Origin of the sequence: Vibrio sp. M260121 (assembly GCF_036533715.1) — a bacterium.
In the GTDB taxonomy this organism is placed as follows: Bacteria; Pseudomonadota; Gammaproteobacteria; order Enterobacterales; family Vibrionaceae; genus Vibrio.
The window spans coordinates 211,057-227,313 of the sequence record NZ_JATABF010000002.1; the positions used below are offsets into that span (position 1 = coordinate 211,057).

Annotated in this window: 19 protein-coding genes and 2 tRNA genes; 16 read left to right on the forward strand and 5 right to left on the reverse strand. The window is 46.5% G+C overall.

Annotation, left to right across the window (positions count from 1 at the left end; genetic code table 11):
- Positions 1-59: 59 nt before the first annotated feature.
- From rsmE to ruvX, 4 genes are all read left to right on the forward strand, one after another.
- A complete protein-coding gene (gene rsmE, locus QTO06_RS02615) occupies positions 60-791 on the forward strand; it encodes a 16S rRNA (uracil(1498)-N(3))-methyltransferase (protein ID WP_331406787.1) in 732 nt (243 codons plus the stop codon).
- A 14-nt stretch (positions 792-805) separates the two neighbouring features.
- Positions 806-1,756 (forward strand): glutathione synthase, encoded by a 951-nt coding sequence (gene gshB, locus QTO06_RS02620; protein WP_005425823.1) that lies wholly within the window; start codon positions 806-808, stop codon positions 1,754-1,756.
- Positions 1,757-1,885: 129 nt separating this feature from the next.
- The gene (locus tag QTO06_RS02625) at positions 1,886-2,449 is read left to right on the forward strand and encodes a YqgE/AlgH family protein (RefSeq protein WP_331406788.1); all 564 of its coding nucleotides are present in this window, start codon (positions 1,886-1,888) and stop codon (positions 2,447-2,449) included.
- Between the two features lie 51 nt (positions 2,450-2,500).
- Positions 2,501-2,926: a Holliday junction resolvase RuvX gene (ruvX, locus tag QTO06_RS02630; RefSeq protein WP_005436506.1), complete on the forward strand. Its 426-nt coding sequence runs from the start codon at positions 2,501-2,503 to the stop codon at positions 2,924-2,926.
- A gap of 61 nt (positions 2,927-2,987) precedes the next feature.
- Here ruvX and QTO06_RS02635 read toward each other — a convergent pair whose 3' ends face one another.
- Together QTO06_RS02635 and QTO06_RS02640 are read right to left on the reverse strand one after the other, a co-directional pair.
- Positions 2,988-4,094: a PilT/PilU family type 4a pilus ATPase gene (locus QTO06_RS02635; RefSeq protein WP_331406789.1), complete on the reverse strand. Its 1,107-nt coding sequence runs from the start codon at positions 4,092-4,094 to the stop codon at positions 2,988-2,990.
- 31 nt (positions 4,095-4,125) lie between these two features.
- A complete protein-coding gene (locus tag QTO06_RS02640) occupies positions 4,126-5,166 on the reverse strand; it encodes a type IV pilus twitching motility protein PilT (protein ID WP_005425810.1) in 1,041 nt (346 codons plus the stop codon).
- Between the two features lie 28 nt (positions 5,167-5,194).
- Between QTO06_RS02640 and QTO06_RS02645 the strand changes: the two genes are divergently transcribed.
- From QTO06_RS02645 to hemW, 7 genes are all read left to right on the forward strand, one after another.
- A complete protein-coding gene (locus QTO06_RS02645) occupies positions 5,195-5,905 on the forward strand; it encodes a YggS family pyridoxal phosphate-dependent enzyme (RefSeq protein ID WP_331406790.1) in 711 nt (236 codons plus the stop codon).
- Between the two features lie 130 nt (positions 5,906-6,035).
- Positions 6,036-6,854 carry a pyrroline-5-carboxylate reductase gene (proC, locus tag QTO06_RS02650; protein ID WP_331406791.1) on the forward strand — a complete coding sequence of 273 codons (819 nt, stop codon included), beginning with the start codon at positions 6,036-6,038 and terminating at the stop codon, positions 6,852-6,854.
- Between the two features lie 53 nt (positions 6,855-6,907).
- Entirely contained in the window at positions 6,908-7,465 is a 558-nt protein-coding gene (locus QTO06_RS02655) for a YggT family protein (RefSeq protein WP_005425806.1), read from the forward strand.
- The gene (gene yggU / locus QTO06_RS02660) at positions 7,465-7,755 is read left to right on the forward strand and encodes a DUF167 family protein YggU (protein WP_005425805.1); all 291 of its coding nucleotides are present in this window, start codon (positions 7,465-7,467) and stop codon (positions 7,753-7,755) included. Before QTO06_RS02655 ends, yggU begins: the two co-directional genes overlap by 1 nt.
- 59 nt (positions 7,756-7,814) lie before the next feature.
- Positions 7,815-8,246, forward strand: a complete 432-nt coding sequence (locus tag QTO06_RS02665) for a DUF4426 domain-containing protein (RefSeq protein WP_331406792.1) — start codon at positions 7,815-7,817, stop codon at positions 8,244-8,246.
- 105 nt (positions 8,247-8,351) lie between these two features.
- Positions 8,352-8,954: an XTP/dITP diphosphatase gene (locus tag QTO06_RS02670; protein ID WP_005436525.1), complete on the forward strand. Its 603-nt coding sequence runs from the start codon at positions 8,352-8,354 to the stop codon at positions 8,952-8,954.
- Between the two features lie 18 nt (positions 8,955-8,972).
- Positions 8,973-10,145 carry a radical SAM family heme chaperone HemW gene (gene hemW, locus QTO06_RS02675; RefSeq protein WP_331406793.1) on the forward strand — a complete coding sequence of 391 codons (1,173 nt, stop codon included), beginning with the start codon at positions 8,973-8,975 and terminating at the stop codon, positions 10,143-10,145.
- Positions 10,146-10,351: 206 nt separating this feature from the next.
- Here the strand turns inward: hemW and glsB are convergent, their stop codons facing one another.
- The 3 genes from glsB to trmB all read right to left on the reverse strand — a co-directional run bounded on the left by glsB (position 10,352) and on the right by trmB (position 13,133).
- Positions 10,352-11,272 (reverse strand): glutaminase B, encoded by a 921-nt coding sequence (glsB, locus tag QTO06_RS02680; RefSeq protein WP_211915942.1) that lies wholly within the window; start codon positions 11,270-11,272, stop codon positions 10,352-10,354.
- A gap of 101 nt (positions 11,273-11,373) precedes the next feature.
- Positions 11,374-12,402: a TRM11 family SAM-dependent methyltransferase gene (locus QTO06_RS02685; protein WP_331406794.1), complete on the reverse strand. Its 1,029-nt coding sequence runs from the start codon at positions 12,400-12,402 to the stop codon at positions 11,374-11,376.
- Positions 12,403-12,413: 11 nt separating this feature from the next.
- A complete protein-coding gene (gene trmB / locus QTO06_RS02690) occupies positions 12,414-13,133 on the reverse strand; it encodes a tRNA (guanosine(46)-N7)-methyltransferase TrmB (RefSeq protein ID WP_211915940.1) in 720 nt (239 codons plus the stop codon).
- A gap of 203 nt (positions 13,134-13,336) precedes the next feature.
- On the opposite strand from trmB, the gene mutY reads away from it, so the two are divergent.
- The 5 genes from mutY to QTO06_RS02715 all read left to right on the forward strand — a co-directional run bounded on the left by mutY (position 13,337) and on the right by QTO06_RS02715 (position 16,234).
- Positions 13,337-14,413, forward strand: a complete 1,077-nt coding sequence (gene mutY, locus QTO06_RS02695) for an A/G-specific adenine glycosylase (protein WP_331406795.1) — start codon at positions 13,337-13,339, stop codon at positions 14,411-14,413.
- 19 nt (positions 14,414-14,432) lie between these two features.
- On the forward strand, positions 14,433-14,705 hold the full coding sequence (locus QTO06_RS02700) for an oxidative damage protection protein (protein WP_005425792.1): 273 nt from the start codon (positions 14,433-14,435) through the stop codon (positions 14,703-14,705).
- 86 nt (positions 14,706-14,791) lie between these two features.
- Positions 14,792-15,922 (forward strand): membrane-bound lytic murein transglycosylase MltC, encoded by a 1,131-nt coding sequence (mltC, locus tag QTO06_RS02705; protein ID WP_038863707.1) that lies wholly within the window; start codon positions 14,792-14,794, stop codon positions 15,920-15,922.
- A gap of 109 nt (positions 15,923-16,031) precedes the next feature.
- A tRNA-Phe gene (locus tag QTO06_RS02710) sits at positions 16,032-16,107 on the forward strand.
- A 51-nt stretch (positions 16,108-16,158) separates the two neighbouring features.
- Positions 16,159-16,234 (forward strand) — tRNA-Thr (locus QTO06_RS02715).
- Positions 16,235-16,257 lie beyond the last annotated feature (23 nt).

Below are 16,257 nucleotides of genomic sequence, written 5' to 3' on the forward strand. Positions count from 1 at the left end.
CGGTGGAAAGCATCCATGTTAGTGTCTAAACACTCGCGTATGCAGGAAATCGAAACACAATGCGTATCCCTCGAATTTATCATCCAGAAACCATTCAACAACTTGGCGTTATTGCTCTTAGCGACGATGCAGCTGGCCACATTGGTCGCGTACTTCGCATGAAAGAAGGTCAAGAAGTCCTGCTCTTTGACGGCAGCGGCGCAGAATTCCCAGCGGTCATCAGCGAAGTCAGCAAAAAGAATGTGATGGTTGAGATCTCTGAACGCGTAGAAAGCAGCATTGAATCACCACTTGACCTTCACCTTGGTCAGGTGATTTCGCGTGGCGACAAGATGGAATTCACCATCCAGAAATCCGTAGAGCTTGGTGTAAATACGATTACACCGCTTATCTCTGAACGCTGCGGTGTAAAACTGGATCAAAAACGTTTCGAGAAGAAACTTGCTCAGTGGCAAAAAATCGCGGTCAGTGCTTGTGAGCAATGTGGCCGTAATGTAGTACCTGAAATTCGCCCTATCATGAGCTTAGAAGAGTGGTGTCAGGAAGAATACGATGGCTTGAAGCTTAACCTACACCCACGAGCGAAATACTCAATCAACACCCTGCCAACACCGGTTGAAAAAGTTCGTCTATTGATTGGCCCTGAAGGCGGTCTATCTCCTGACGAAATCGACATGACTCGCGAATACCAATTTGAAGAGACGCTACTCGGCCCTCGCGTTCTGCGCACCGAAACTGCGGCTCTGACAGCAATTACAGCCTTACAAGTTCGTTTCGGCGATCTTGGTTAAAACGGAGAAAAATAATGATCAAACTCGGTATTGTAATGGACCCAATCTCGTCCATTAACATCAAGAAAGACTCTAGCTTTGCCATGATGCTTGAAGCGCAACGCCGCGGCTACGAAATCCACTACATGGAAATGAACGATCTGCACCTAGACCAAGGTAAAGCAATCGCAGACACCAAAGTGGTTGAGCTTAAAGAAGATCCAAACGGCTGGTATGAATTCAAATCAGAGCAGACTATCGAACTGTCTGAGCTTGATGCCGTGCTAATGCGTAAAGATCCTCCGTTCGACACAGAGTACATCTACGCAACGTACATCCTTGAGCGTGCTGAAGAGCAAGGCGCACTGATCGTGAACAAGCCACAAAGCCTACGTGACTGTAACGAAAAACTGTTCACCGCTTGGTTCCCAGAGCTAACGCCAACCACCATCGTGACGCGTAAAGCAGAGAAGATTAAAGCTTTCCGTGAAGAACACGGTGATGTGATCCTAAAACCACTTGATGGCATGGGCGGCGCATCTATCTTCCGCGTGAAAGAGAACGATCCAAACGTATCGGTAATCATCGAGACACTCACAAACCACGGCCAGAACTACGCAATGGCGCAAACCTTCGTGCCAGACATCAGCAACGGTGATAAACGTATCCTAGTGGTTGACGGTGAGCCAATGCCTTACTGCCTTGCTCGTATCCCTGCAAAAGGCGAAACGCGCGGTAACCTAGCGGCAGGCGGTACAGGTGAAGCTCGTCCACTAAGCGAAACGGATATGAAGATCGCTCAAGCAGTCGCACCAACACTGAAAGAAAAAGGGCTTATCTTTGTTGGCCTTGACGTGATTGGCGACAAGCTAACAGAAATCAACGTAACGAGCCCAACTTGTATTCGCGAAATCGAAGCAGCTTTTGATATTTCCATCACTGGCAAGCTAATGGACGCAATTGAGCGTCGCGTAAAAGGCGAATAACTCAAACTGTATTACAGTTAATAGAGAGCGTTGTGCATTAACTTAAGCAAACTCATGCACATACCCTAGGGTTGCAAGCATGGTGTTTGCTTAAGTGTTTCTAATAGCCTAATTAAGGTCGAGATGAGAATGAACCTCACAAACCATTTCTTAGTTGCGATGCCGGGAATGAAAGATCCCTACTTCCAGAATAGCGTTATCTACGTCTGTGAACACAACGAAGAGGGCGCGATGGGGTTAATGATCAATGCACCCGTCGATATCACGGTTGGTAACATGCTCAAACAAGTAGAAGTGCAACCCGTGCACCCTCGATTGTTCGAAGCAAGTTTAGATAAACCCGTCTACAATGGTGGACCTGTTTCTGAAGATCGCGGGTTCATCCTGCACAAACCAAAAGACTACTACGAATCAAGCATTCAAATGACTGATGAGCTAACGGTTACCACGTCTAAAGACATCTTGTCGGTACTTGGAACTGAAGCGGAACCAAGTGACTACCTCGTGGCGTTGGGTTACTCCGGTTGGAGTGCAGGACAATTAGAAGCAGAGCTAGTAGAGAACTCTTGGTTGACCATTGAGGCGACGCCAGAGATCATCTTTGAGACACCTATCATCGACCGTTGGAAAAAAGCCGTTGAGAAATTGGGTATCGATCCAAGCCAATTATCTTCCGATGCTGGACACGCGTAACGCGCTCTCCCACGACAACCTATTTTTATTGATTTAGATTCGAGACACCTTATGTCACGCACTATTATGGCTTTCGATTTCGGTACCAAGAGCATTGGTAGCGCCATCGGACAAGAAATCACAGGCACCGCTTCCCCGCTCAAAGCGTTCAAAGCGAATGACGGCATTCCAAACTGGGATGATATCGAGAAGCAAATTAAAGAGTGGCAACCGGATTTATTGGTCGTTGGCTTGCCTACCGATTTGCACGGTAAAGCTCTAGAAACCATCACGCCACGAGCGAAGAAGTTTGCTAATCGCCTACAAGGTCGCTACGGCTTACCCGTTGAATTGCATGATGAGCGCCTATCGACAGCCGAAGCACGCTCAGAGCTATTCAGTATGGGTGGCTACAAAGCACTATCGAAAGGCAATATCGACTGCCAATCAGCGGTCGTGATTCTTGAGAGCTGGTTTGAAAGCCTTTGGGGTGAGTAAGCACTTCAAGCACAATGAAAAAAGGTTGGCATCTGCCAACCTTTTTCGTTTCTGGAATGGATTAATCCATATCGATCTTCACGTTCGCCAGCGTACCCGTTGAGAAGCCTTCACCGCGCTGCGTCTTCAACATCAAACGCAGGTCGTTAGCGGAATCAGCACTGTGCAATGCATCCTCTTCACTGATCTTACCTTGCATCACTAGCTTGTAGAGTGATTGGTCAAAGGTCAGCATCCCAAATTCATTCGAGCGTGCCATGGTTGTTTTCAACTCATGCAGATCACCACGGCGGATCAGATCCGAAACGCGTGGACTGTTTAACAAGATCTCAAACACGCCATGACGACCTTGACCGTTCTTATCACGGATCAACTGCTGACCAACCACACCTTTTAAGTTCATCGATAGATCAAACAAGAACTGATCTTTCTGGTCTTTCGGCACCAAGTGCAGAATACGCTCAAGCGCTTGGTTTGCATTGTTGGCGTGCAGTGTCGCCATACACAAGTGGCCCGTCTCAGCGAAGGTCATTGCATATTCCATCGTCTCTCGGCTACGGATCTCACCAATCAAAATCATGTCTGGCGCTTGACGTAATGAGTTCTTCAACGCCACTTCATAGCTGTCTGTATCCAAGCCCACTTCACGCTGAGTCACAATACAACGCTTATGCTCGTGCACAAATTCAATCGGGTCTTCTACCGTAAGAATATGCCCCGTTTTATTGCTGTTACGGTAGCCAGTCATCGCGGCCATAGTGGTTGATTTACCAGAACCTGTTGCACCAACCACCAGCACCAAACCACGCTTTGCAATCGCAAGATCTTGTAGAACCAAAGGAAGTTTAAGTTCTTCAAAAGTCGGAATATTGGTCTCGATACGACGAATCACCGCGCCAGGTAATTCACGTTGGAAGAAGGCACTGACACGGAAACGACCGCAATCACGGACAATGGCAAAGTTCGACTCTCGGCTTTTACGAAACTCCTGACGTAGCTCCGGATCCATCGCACTATCGAGTAATAGAGCAACATCATTTTCAGTCAACTTATTGCCTTGCGGGCGCAGTTCGCCATCGACACGAAACAAGATCGGCGCACCAACAGTGATGTAGAGATCCGACGCTTTTAGCGCCAACATGCCTTCGAGAAATTTATTCAGATCCATCGTCCGTATTCGCTATTTCCTGAGTAATTCGTTACGAGAATTGCTGCGCTTCAATTTCAACTTTCTTATCCACTTCTTCACGCGATACCATGCCTTGCGCCATCAATTGACGAGCATTCTGCTCCATGGTCTGCATACCATGCGCCGCACCAGTCTGAATGATCGAATACATCTGCGCGACTTTATCTTCACGAATAAGGTTACGGATCGCAGGCGTTGCCATCATTATTTCATGACACGCGATACGACCGCCGCCGTTACGTTTCAGAAGTTTTTGCGCGATAACCGAACGCAATGATTCCGACAGCATCGAACGCACCATGTCTTTGTCGCTACCAGGGAAGACGTCAATAATACGGTCGATGGTTTTCGCTGCCGAGCTAGTGTGCAGTGTACCGAAAACAAGGTGACCCGTTTCAGCAGCCGTCAGCGCCAAACTGATGGTTTCTTTATCACGCATCTCACCAACTAGAATCACATCCGGGTCTTCACGCAGCGCGCTGCGTAGCGCGTTTTGGAAGCTGTGTGTATCACGGTGTACTTCACGTTGGTTGATCAGACACTTATTGTTGGTGTGAACAAATTCAATCGGATCTTCAATTGTTAGGACGTGCTTATTGTGATTACGGTTAATGTAGTCAACAATGGCAGCCAAGGTAGTCGATTTACCAGAACCCGTTGGGCCAGTAACCAGTACCAGACCTTTCTCGGCGTTAGCGATTTTTCTGAAGATCTCAGGAGCTTCTAGCTCTTCCAGTGTTGGAATGCTGCTTGGGATGGTACGGAACACAGCCGCACAACCGCGAGATTGGTTGAAAGCGTTGACACGAAAACGGCCAACGTTATGCAATTCAAATGAGAAATCGACTTCGAGTTTTTCTTCGAACTCACTGCGCTGCGCATCGTTCATGATTTCAAAAACCAAACGGTGCACTTCTTGGTGTGTAAACGCTGGAATGCCCAGCTTTCTCACATCACCATCAATACGAACCATTGGTGGTACACCTGCAGAAAGATGTAGATCCGAAGCATTATGTTTTACACTAAAATCCAGTAACTCAGTGATATCCATTTAAAATCCTTAAGTCTAAAGTACAGCTATGAGTAGTATTCAACAAAACATTGAACATATCACCTCTCAAATTCGACACGACGAACAAAAATGCGGTCGTTCTCCAGAGTCCGTGCAACTTCTAGCAGTAAGCAAAACTAAACCTGTCGAGGCAATTCTCGAAGCTTACCAAGGTGGCCAGCTGGCATTTGGTGAGAACTACGTCCAAGAGGGCGTCAGTAAAGTTCAGCACTTTGCCGAGCATTATCCAGATAATCGAATCGAATGGCACTTCATTGGTCCAATTCAATCCAATAAATCACGTCCTGTTGCTGAACATTTCGATTGGGTTCACACCGTTGATCGCGCTAAGATCGCTCAGCGCCTCAATGACCAACGTCCTAGCGAACTAAAACCGCTGCAAGTTCTGATTCAAGTAAACACCAGTGGTGAAGAATCAAAATCAGGCGTCAGCGATGCAGAAATATTCGAGCTGGCTGAGTTGATTTCTCGCCTTCCAAACCTCACGTTAAGAGGGTTGATGTCGATTCCTGCCAACGTACCAGATTACGAATCACAACTTCGTGCATTTAAGCAACTTGAAGCGCTAAAGCAAAAGCTAGCTCAGCAATACCCTCATGTCGATACGCTATCGATGGGAATGAGCGGCGACATGGATGCAGCAATCGAAGCAGGTAGCACCATGGTGCGCATCGGCACAGCGATTTTTGGCGCGCGCGACTACAGCAAACAGCAATAAAGCGAATCGTTGTTAGACACTGTGAATTTGAGTCTGACTGCCGTCTCTTTCGGTAGCCAGAATAAAGTGACGCAATTATACACCTGAGCGCACAACAAATTGTAAGAATTTATATTTGGAAATCAGACATATGGAACATAAAAAGATTGCCTTTATCGGCGCGGGAAACATGGTGCGAGCGATTGTTTCTGGCCTTGTAGCAAATGACTACCCTGCACAGAGCATCATTGCGACTGCACCATCTGAGACGCGTCGCCAACCTCTTGAGCAAGACTTTGGTATCCGTACCACCAGCGATAACATCGCAGCCGCGACAGAAGCGGATGTTGTGGTATTGTCTGTGAAGCCACAAATGATGGAAGAAGTGTGTAAACCACTGCAATCTATCGACTTCAGCAATAAACTGGTTATCTCTATTGCGGCTGGTATCAACTGTTCACGTTTGGATGACATGCTAGCGACTAAGCTCAACTTGGTTCGCGTGATGCCAAACACACCATCGCAACTTGGCTTGGGCATGAGTGGGCTTTACGCGCCTGAACATGTGCAAGAACAAGATAAAGCTTTCGCGGCAGAGCTAATGCAAGCCTGCGGTAAGGTATGTTGGGTTGAGCAAGAATCTGGCATCAATAACGTAATTGCAGCGGCAGGCAGCGCACCGGCTTACTTCTTCCTGTTTATGGAAGCGATGCAGGCAGAAGCGATTGCTCAAGGCTTCGATAAAGACACGGCTCGCACGTTGGTTCAGCAAGCAGCACTTGGCGCAGCAAGCATGGTAGTGGAAAATCCAGAAACTGAGCTTTCAACGCTACGCGAGAACGTGACATCAAAAGGTGGCACAACGGCAGAAGCGCTACGTACGTTCAACGAGCACCAACTGTCTGATATTGTGGCAAAAGCAATGCAAGCTGCGGTTGCTCGTGCTGAAGAAATGGAAAAACTGTTTTAATGACTTGAGTGGCACCCACTCTGTGTCACTCACTTACTTGTTAAGGGTACCTTATGAATTCTATGAGTTTTCTCATCTCAACCCTATTTGACCTGTACATCATGGTCGTGATTTTGCGTATTTGGTTGCAAGCTGCTCGTGCAGATTTTTACAACCCATTCTCGCAGTTCATCGTCAAAGCAACCCAACCGGTTGTAGGACCGCTGCGCCGCGTGATCCCATCCATCGGCAGCATCGACCTAGCGACGGTACTGTTCGCTTACGTACTGTGTGTGCTTAAGTTTGTTGCACTGATCCTGATCGCTTCTAGTGGTTCGGTGTCATTCAGCATGGATTTCCTATTCCTAGGCTTATTGTCTCTGATTAAAGCCGCTGGCGGCTTGTTGTTCTGGGTACTATTGATCCGCGCAATCCTAAGCTGGGTTAGCCAAGGTCGCAGCCCTATCGAGTACGTATTCCATCAGCTAACTGAGCCAATGCTAGCGCCAATCCGTCGCATCATCCCTGCAATGGGTGGCTTCGACTTGAGCGTTCTTGTGCTGTTCATTGGTCTGCAATTTGCTAACTTCCTGATGGGCGACATGATTGGTCCTATCTGGTACCAACTATAATGTCAGAAGCAGTTTGGCATGATGGCGAGGATGTGGTGCTTCGGCTCTACATCCAACCAAAAGCAAGCCGCGACAAGATCGTCGGCTTGCATGGTGAAGAGCTCAAAATTGCCATCACCGCACCGCCTGTCGATGGTAAAGCGAATGCACACCTTACCAAGTTTTTAGCCAAACAATTTAAAGTTGCTAAAGGTTTGGTTCACATAGAAAAAGGTGAACTGGGACGTCATAAACAAATTCGGATAGAATCCCCAGTACAAATACCAACAGAAATTAAAGCCATCATTTGATGGCTTTTTATTTACGAAATTCGTACCAATAATAAAACGCCCGATTCGAGGAAGTGATAATGAGCAAATGGATTACCGCCCTACTGATCAGCCTGTTGTCTTTACCAGGCATGGCAGGTCAGTTCAAAACCATGAAAGACATCGAGGTCCACTACATCGCGTTTAACTCGACCTTTTTAACTCCCAAGATCGCCCGTAGCTACGACATCAAGCGTAATGGCTACAATGCCGTACTGAACATCAGTGTGCTCGACAGCGCCTCTCTGGGTAAACCTGCCGTTGAAGCTAAAATCAGTGGTCAGGCGAAGAACCTTATCGGTCAAACGCAAAAGCTCACCTTCCGTGAAGTGAAAGAAGGTGATGCGATTTACTACCTAGCTGAGCTCGGTATTACTAACGAAGAAACTTTTACCTTCGATATTGACGTTAAAGCTGGAAACAAAGGCTCAGGTAAGCTTAAATTCACCCAGAAATTTTATGTCGAAGAGTAATTAGGTTGTGATGATCTAAAAGCTTTTAGAACATCATAACTCTAGAACCAATTTAATCAGGGAGAACACTGCGTTCTCCCTTTATCGCTACAGAAAGAGACGACCATGAAAAAGATAGTGCTAGCAACAGGCAACCAAGGCAAAGTTCGTGAGATGGCAGATCTGCTGTCTGACTTCGGTTTTGAAGTATTGGCGCAAAGTGAATTCAACGTATCTGAAGTAGCAGAGACTGGCACCACTTTCATCGAAAACGCGATCATCAAAGCTCGCCATGCAGCACAAGAAACAGGTCTTCCTGCGATTGCGGACGACTCTGGCTTAGAAGTCGATTTCTTGAAAGGCGCTCCGGGCATTTACTCTGCGCGTTATGCAGGTGAAAAAGCCTCTGACCAAGAGAACCTAGAGAAGCTACTTAAAGCAATGGAAGGCGTACCAGAAGCAGAGCGCACCGCTCGTTTCCACTGCGTATTGGTTTTGATGCGTCACGAGAACGATCCAACCCCTATCGTTTGTCACGGTAAGTGGGAAGGTCGCATTCTAACTGAAGCACACGGTGAAAATGGCTTTGGCTACGACCCAATCTTCTTCGTACCCGAAGACAACTGCGCGTCTGCCGAACTTGAGCCAGCACGTAAAAAGCAACTGTCTCACCGCGGTAAAGCACTCAAGTCGCTGTTTGCTCAGCTGTCTGAGCAAGTGTCTCAGTAATCGCGAGCGAATTAGACCATGTTAACGCCCCCAGCACTGAGCTTGTATGTACATATCCCGTGGTGTGTACAAAAGTGCCCATATTGCGACTTTAACTCTCACGCACTTAAAGCCGAGATCCCAGAAGAAGAGTACATCAATGCCCTTCTTGAAGACTTGGATACTGACATTGATAAATACCGTCTTAACGAAGCGCCACGTCCACTGCATTCAATCTTCATTGGTGGTGGTACGCCGAGTTTGATTTCGGCAGAAGGTATCGAGCGTCTGCTTAAGGGCATTGAAGCGCGTATTCCGTTCAAGCCTGAAATCGAAATCACCATGGAAGCCAACCCAGGCACCATTGAAGCTGAGCGTTTTGTTGGCTATCGCAAGGCTGGTGTAACGCGCATCTCTATCGGCGTGCAAAGCTTTGAGCAACAGAAGCTTGAGCGTTTGGGGCGTATTCACGGTCAAGACGAAGCTGTCAATGCTGCTAAGCTGGCGCACCAAATCGGTTTGAACAGCTTTAACCTCGATCTCATGCACGGCTTACCAGATCAAAGCATCGAACAAGCCTTAGCTGATTTGGACAAAGCGATTGAGTTGGCGCCGCCACACCTGTCTTGGTATCAGTTGACCATCGAGCCCAACACCATGTTCTACTACAAGCCACCGACTCTGCCAGATGACGATGACTTGTGGGATATCTTCGAGCAAGGACATGAGAAACTTGCTGCGGCAGGTTACGTTCAGTACGAGATTTCTGGTTACAGCAAGCCGGGCTATCAGTGCCAGCACAACCTGAACTATTGGCGCTTTGGTGACTACCTTGGCATTGGTTGCGGCTCACACGGTAAGCTGAGCTTTACCGATGGCCGCATCGTTCGCACCACTAAGGTCAAGCACCCGCGTGGCTATCTGATGGCATACCAAAACATGGTGAAGCCGTACTTGGATAGTGAACAGCTTGTGGCTGATGAAGATCGTCCGTTTGAGTTCTTTATGAACCGTTTCCGCTTAATGGAAGCGTGCCCGAAACAAGACTACATCGATACAACAGGTCTGCCGTTGAGCTCAATTCAAGAGACTATCGATTGGGCGCTTGAGATGGGTTTCCTGAGTGAAACAGAGACCCAATGGCAAATTACCGAGAAAGGTAAACTGTTCTTGAATGATTTGCTTGAAGCCTTTATGGCGGAAGAAGAATAGGTAACAGAATCGAGATTCGGGAGCGGACTGCGTCCTTCGAGAAGCGAGATGTATGACAACATTTACCTAGATAGAAACAAAAAGGGTTGACGCTCAAACGCCAACCCTTTCTTTTATTCGTAACAACACTTATCTAAAGCGAAGCGTTCCTAAGTCCCGAATCCACAAGGACGAAGTCCGTTCCCATATCCAAGTGCAAAGCGCTTTTAAAAAATCGAACGACCAATGCGCTCGGAAAGTAATTCAAGCGCTTTCGTGCCCGCAAGAGAGTTACCTGATGCATCAAGTTCTGGTGACCAAACCGCTATTGTCATCTCCCCCGGTACAACAGCGATAATACCGCCGCCCACGCCTGATTTACCCGGCATCCCAACACGATACGCAAACTCACCAGCACCATCGTACAAACCACACGTGGCAAGCAGCGCGTTGAGCTGTTTCGTTTGCATTGCCGTCACCACTGACTTACCCGTTTGAACAGACGTGCCCTTATTAGCTAGGTAACTAAACGTCTTAGCTAAATCCACGCAACTCATCTTCAGTGCGCAGGCATGAAAGTAATTTTGCAATACCGGGATCACCTCATTTTCGAAGTTACCAAACGAGCGCATCAGGTAAGCAATCGCCGCGTTACGGTCACCATGCATCATTTCAGAAGCCGCTACAACTTTGTCATACACAATATGAGTATCGCCTGACAGCTGACGAGCAAATTCCAATAAACGCTGACGAGGCGCAGAGAGACGGCTTTGAAGTAAATCAGCAACCACAATAGCACCAGCGTTAATGAACGGGTTACGTGGAATGCCCTGCTCCATCTCTAACTGGATCATCGAGTTAAATGCTTGACCGGACGGTTCCTTGCCTACTCGAGCCCAAATCTCTTCCTGCTTGTATAAACACATAGCAAGTGTCAGGCTCAATGCTTTTGAGATTGATTGAATTGAAAACGGTTCTTGTGAATCCCCAGCTTGAATCACTTCTCCTTCATTTGTGTACACCGCGATACCAAGCTTGGTGTGCGGTACCTTAGCCAATGCAGGAATGTAATCGGCAACCTTTCCTTGGCCTATCAAAGGGCGAACTTCCGCTAGAATGTCCGTCAAAATTTGCGCTGTAGGTTTCATTTTCTACCTTCTTGTCACAAGAACCCAAATACCAGAACTCAGAGGTAAAAAAAGCCAACGCAGACGTTGGCTTTTCCATAGAGTTTGTTTTACTTTGTCGATTATGGTTTTATGGCCACAATGATATTGCGGTTAATCGACTGGTCAACACGGTGAAGATAACCGATGTAAGGCGCTTCGGAAAGTACCTTCCACCCTTGTTCTTCAAATAGAGCGGCGACGTCTTTCCACTTCAACGTAAACTCATTGAAAGACAACACCACTGAACCTTGCTTTTTCAATACCACTTTCCATGCAGGCAGAGCCTCTTTAAGAAGCTCAAGTGGACTGCGATTCAGTTTGCTGTCTTTCGCGTTTTTACTACCGTGTTGCACACCATAAGGCAAGTCAGAGACCATAACATCTACCGAGTTTTTCTTCACAACTTGGTCTGCAATACGCGTATCTGCCGAGTACAGCTTCATTGTTTGCAGATTACCTTTGCTGTAATCATCTTTGTCTGCTGCGGCCTCAACCACGAAGCCATCTGCCACTTTTTTACCGCCAGAAGTGCGCTTTTCTTTGCTCACTTTGTGCTTAAAGCGACCGTTCTTCATGAACTTAACGATGAAAGTTTGGATCTCTTGAACCCATTTCTGGTTGATCTCAACACCCACAACATTCAAACCGTGGATCAAACCTTCAAACAGTGTTGTACCTTTACCACACATAGGATCCATCAGCGTTAATTGCGCACTGCCCGTGTTGGCAGCACTTACGCCTAGGTTCACCATCAAACGCGTAAACTGCTCGTTTGTTTTACCCGTGTAACGCAGGATCTGACTCATGCTCTCAGGGAAAGTATTGAATGCAGGCGCCTGAATTGGACGTAGCAGGCCATCTTCACGCACTTCAAACAGCGCGTAATAGATAGATGACGCAGCAATCTTGCCTGCCTGTGCTTCACTCAGTTCTGTTTCACAAGAGAACACCAGTGCAGCAGGAAGACCCACATCTTTGTTGCCAATTTCAGTTACTTCAACACCTTCCGACTCCAAAATCGCTTTCAGCTCAGAACATGCAATCGTCATAGCGCTATCAAAGTAAATACGGTTATGACCCGGATTCGCTAATATCGCGTAGTGGTACATCTACTGGCTCCTTAAGCAGTACGCTTGAATTTGATATCCCACACACCGTGACCTAGACGGTGACCGCGAGCTTCAAATTTAGTCAGAGGACGTTCTTCTGGACGAGGAATGAAGTCGCCATCTTCTGCGATGTTTTCGAAACCAGGCGCTTGGTTCATGATTTCAATCATGTGTTCCGCGTAGTTTTCCCAGTCTGTCGCCATGTGGAAAATACCCTCGTTAGGGATAAGCTTCTGACGAACCATTTCAGCGAACTCAAGCTGTACGATACGACGTTTGTGGTGACGCTTTTTGTGCCAAGGGTCTGGGAAGAACAGTTGTAGCGTTGTTAGGCTGCCATTTGGAATCATGTGTTCGAATACTTCTACCGCATCGTGACACATTACACGTAGGTTAGTGATACCTGCTTCGCGAGCATCTGCAAGACAAGCACCAACGCCTGGACTATGAACCTCGATACCGATGAAGTTTTTCTCTGGCGCGTTCTTTGCCATTTCAACCAATGAAGCACCCATACCAAAACCGATCTCTAGTACCACTGGGTTATCGTTGCCAAACACTTCTTTCCAATCAAGAAGTTCTGCTTTGTAGTCGATACCCATTGTTGGCCAGCACTCGTTCATCGCATTCTCTTGGCCCTTGGTTAGACGGCCTTCGCGACGCACGAAACTGCGGATTTTACGGATCATTTTACCGTCTTCGTTGTATTCGTTAGTGGTTACTTCACTCATTGATTTTGCCTGCACATTGATTAATCAAAGCGGGGATTATCCAAAGAATTCACTTAGGTGCAAGTATTTGTTGAGCTATCGGACTATGGCCGCCCAAAAGCAAACAAACCAGACACAATATCCCCACAGTTTATCTGTTGTACTTACACCACAATCTGTGGTGCAATTTTGCTCCTAACCAATAATAGAATACAGAGCAAGTCGTGACACCTTTCGCAAGCGCCATCTTAGAATGGTATGGCGCATATGGAAGAAAAGATCTTCCGTGGCAACAAAACAAGACCGCTTACAGTGTCTGGTTGTCTGAAATCATGCTTCAGCAAACTCAGGTCACTACGGTTATTCCTTATTACCAACGCTTTTTAGAGCGCTTCCCGACCGTGGTCGATCTTGCTAATGCCGAGCAAGATGAAGTGCTGCACCTATGGACCGGCTTAGGTTATTACGCTCGAGCTCGTAATCTTCACAAAGCCGCAAAAGAGGTCGCCCACAAATACAATGGAGAGTTTCCGCTAGACCTAGAGCAGATGAATGCCCTGCCGGGTATAGGCCGCTCCACCGCAGCAGCAGTTCTGTCGTCTGTCTATAAACAGCCACATGCGATATTAGATGGCAACGTAAAGCGCACACTTTCACGCTGCTTTGCCGTAGATGGATGGCCGGGACAAAAGAAAGTTGAAAATAAACTGTGGGAAATAGCAGAAGCGCATACACCACAAACCGATGTCGACAAATACAATCAAGCTATGATGGACATGGGCGCAATGATGTGTACCCGCAGCAAACCAAAATGTACATTGTGTCCGGTCAGCGATCTTTGTGTAGCAAAGAAACAAGGCAATGTACTTGATTATCCCGGTAAGAAGCCGAAGAAAGACAAGCCAGTGAAGCAAACTCGTTTCGTCATGCTTCATTACAAAAATGAAAATGGCCATGAAGTGTGGCTAGAACAAAGACCACAAACAGGTATTTGGGGCGGGTTGTTTTGTTTCCCGCAAACCGAGCATATCGATGTTGAAAGCGATATTGAATTGCTGATAGAACAACGTGGTATTCCAACCTGCGATATTAAACATCAAGAGACACTGATTACATTCCGTCATACTTTCAGTCATTATCATCTCGATATCACTCCGATTTTGATTGACCTGTCAAAGCAACCCAATGTGGTAATGGAAGGTAACAAAGGTCTTTGGTATAACTTATCTAAACCTGAAGAAGTCGGTTTGGCTGCTCCAGTAAAACTACTACTGGAAGCACTACCCCACGAACTTCGTTAATTAATTGCAAGGAGTCATTATGAGCCGCACTGTTTTTTGTGCTCGACTAAAAAAAGAAGGTGAAGGTTTAGATTTTCAACTTTACCCTGGTGAACTAGGTAAACGTATTTTCGACAATATTTCGAAAGAAGCGTGGGCTCAGTGGCAACACAAACAAACGATGTTGATCAACGAGAAAAAGCTCAACATGATGGATCCTGAACATCGCAAACAACTTGAGACTGAAATGGTGAATTTCTTGTTCGAAGGTAAAGATGTTCACATCGAAGGCTACACGCCACCAAGCGAATAAAGCAAACTTGTTTTAAAACAATGACATCACAACCAACCTTGTGGTGTCATTTTTATATTAGAGCCCACAAAGCCATCTCAATAGTTATGAAAAAAATTGCCTTTATTGCTACCGCACTCTTAATGGCAGGTTGTAGCCGCGAATTCGTCGAGCAAATTTACGATGTCAATTACGAGCCAACCAACCGTTTTGCCAACAATCTAGCAGAACTGCCGGGACAGTTTGAAAAAGACACCGATGCTCTCGATGCACTGATCAGCAGCTTCTCTGGCAACATTAAAAAGCGCTGGGGCCAACGTGAAGTTAAAGTCGCGGGTAAAAGCAATTACGTCAAATATATCGATAACTATTTGAGCCGTGCCGAAGTCGATTTCCAAAAAGGTGTGATTACTATCGAGACGGTTTCTCCAACCGAACCACAAAAACACCTCAAGAACGCTATCATCACAACCCTTTTGACACCGGACGATCCAGCCAGTGTCGACCTATTCTCGTCTAAAGAGATCAAACTGGAAGGCCAACCCTTTCTTTACAATCAGGTCGTTGATCAAGACAAAAAGCCCATTCAATGGTCATGGCGCGCAAATCGTTTTGCCGATTATTTGATTGCTAACCAAGTCAAAACCAAGGATGTCGATTTCAAGAAAGCCTACTATGTTGAAATCCCAATGGTAGAAGATCACTTCTCACAACGTAGTTACCAATACGCAGACATCGTGCGCCGCGCCTCGAAGAAATACGATATTCCTGAAGATCTGATTTACGCCATCATCAAAACCGAAAGTAGCTTTAACCCATATGCGGTAAGTTGGGCAAATGCGTATGGATTGATGCAAGTTGTACCAAAAACAGCGGGTCGTGATGTGTTTAAACTAGTGAAGAATCGTTCAGGACAACCAAGCCCTGAGTATTTGTTTAACCCAGAAAACAATATTGATACTGGAACGGCTTACTTTTACATCCTTAAGAACCGTTATTTGAAAGATGTACAACACCCAACCTCGTTGGAGTACAGCATGATTTCTGCTTACAACGGCGGAACTGGTGGTGTTTTGAACACTTTCCACCGCACAGATCGCAAACGTGCGATGCAAGATTTGAATTCTTTACAGCCAAACCAAGTTTATTGGGCTCTAACGAAGAAACATCCGAATGCAGAAGCACGCCGTTACCTAGAAAAAGTTACAAATTTCAAAAAGGAATTTAACGCAGGGTAAACTTTTTACCGACAGTTGAATAAAAAGCGTTCGAACAACCACTTTTTTGAAATTATTTAAAAAAAGTGGTTGACGGAAAGCGGGAAAATCCGTTTAATAGCGCTCCGTTGCCCGGATAGCTCAGTCGGTAGAGCAGAGGATTGAAAATCCTCGTGTCGGTGGTTCGATTCCGCCTCCGGGCACCACGATTTAAAATTGTTGGTGCTTAGCACGAACAGTTAAAAAGAAAACGGTACGCCGACTTAGCTCAGTAGGTAGAGCAACTGACTTGTAATCAGTAGGTCACCAGTTCGATTCCGGTAGTCGGCACCATTCTTCTTTTGCCTCGATAGCTC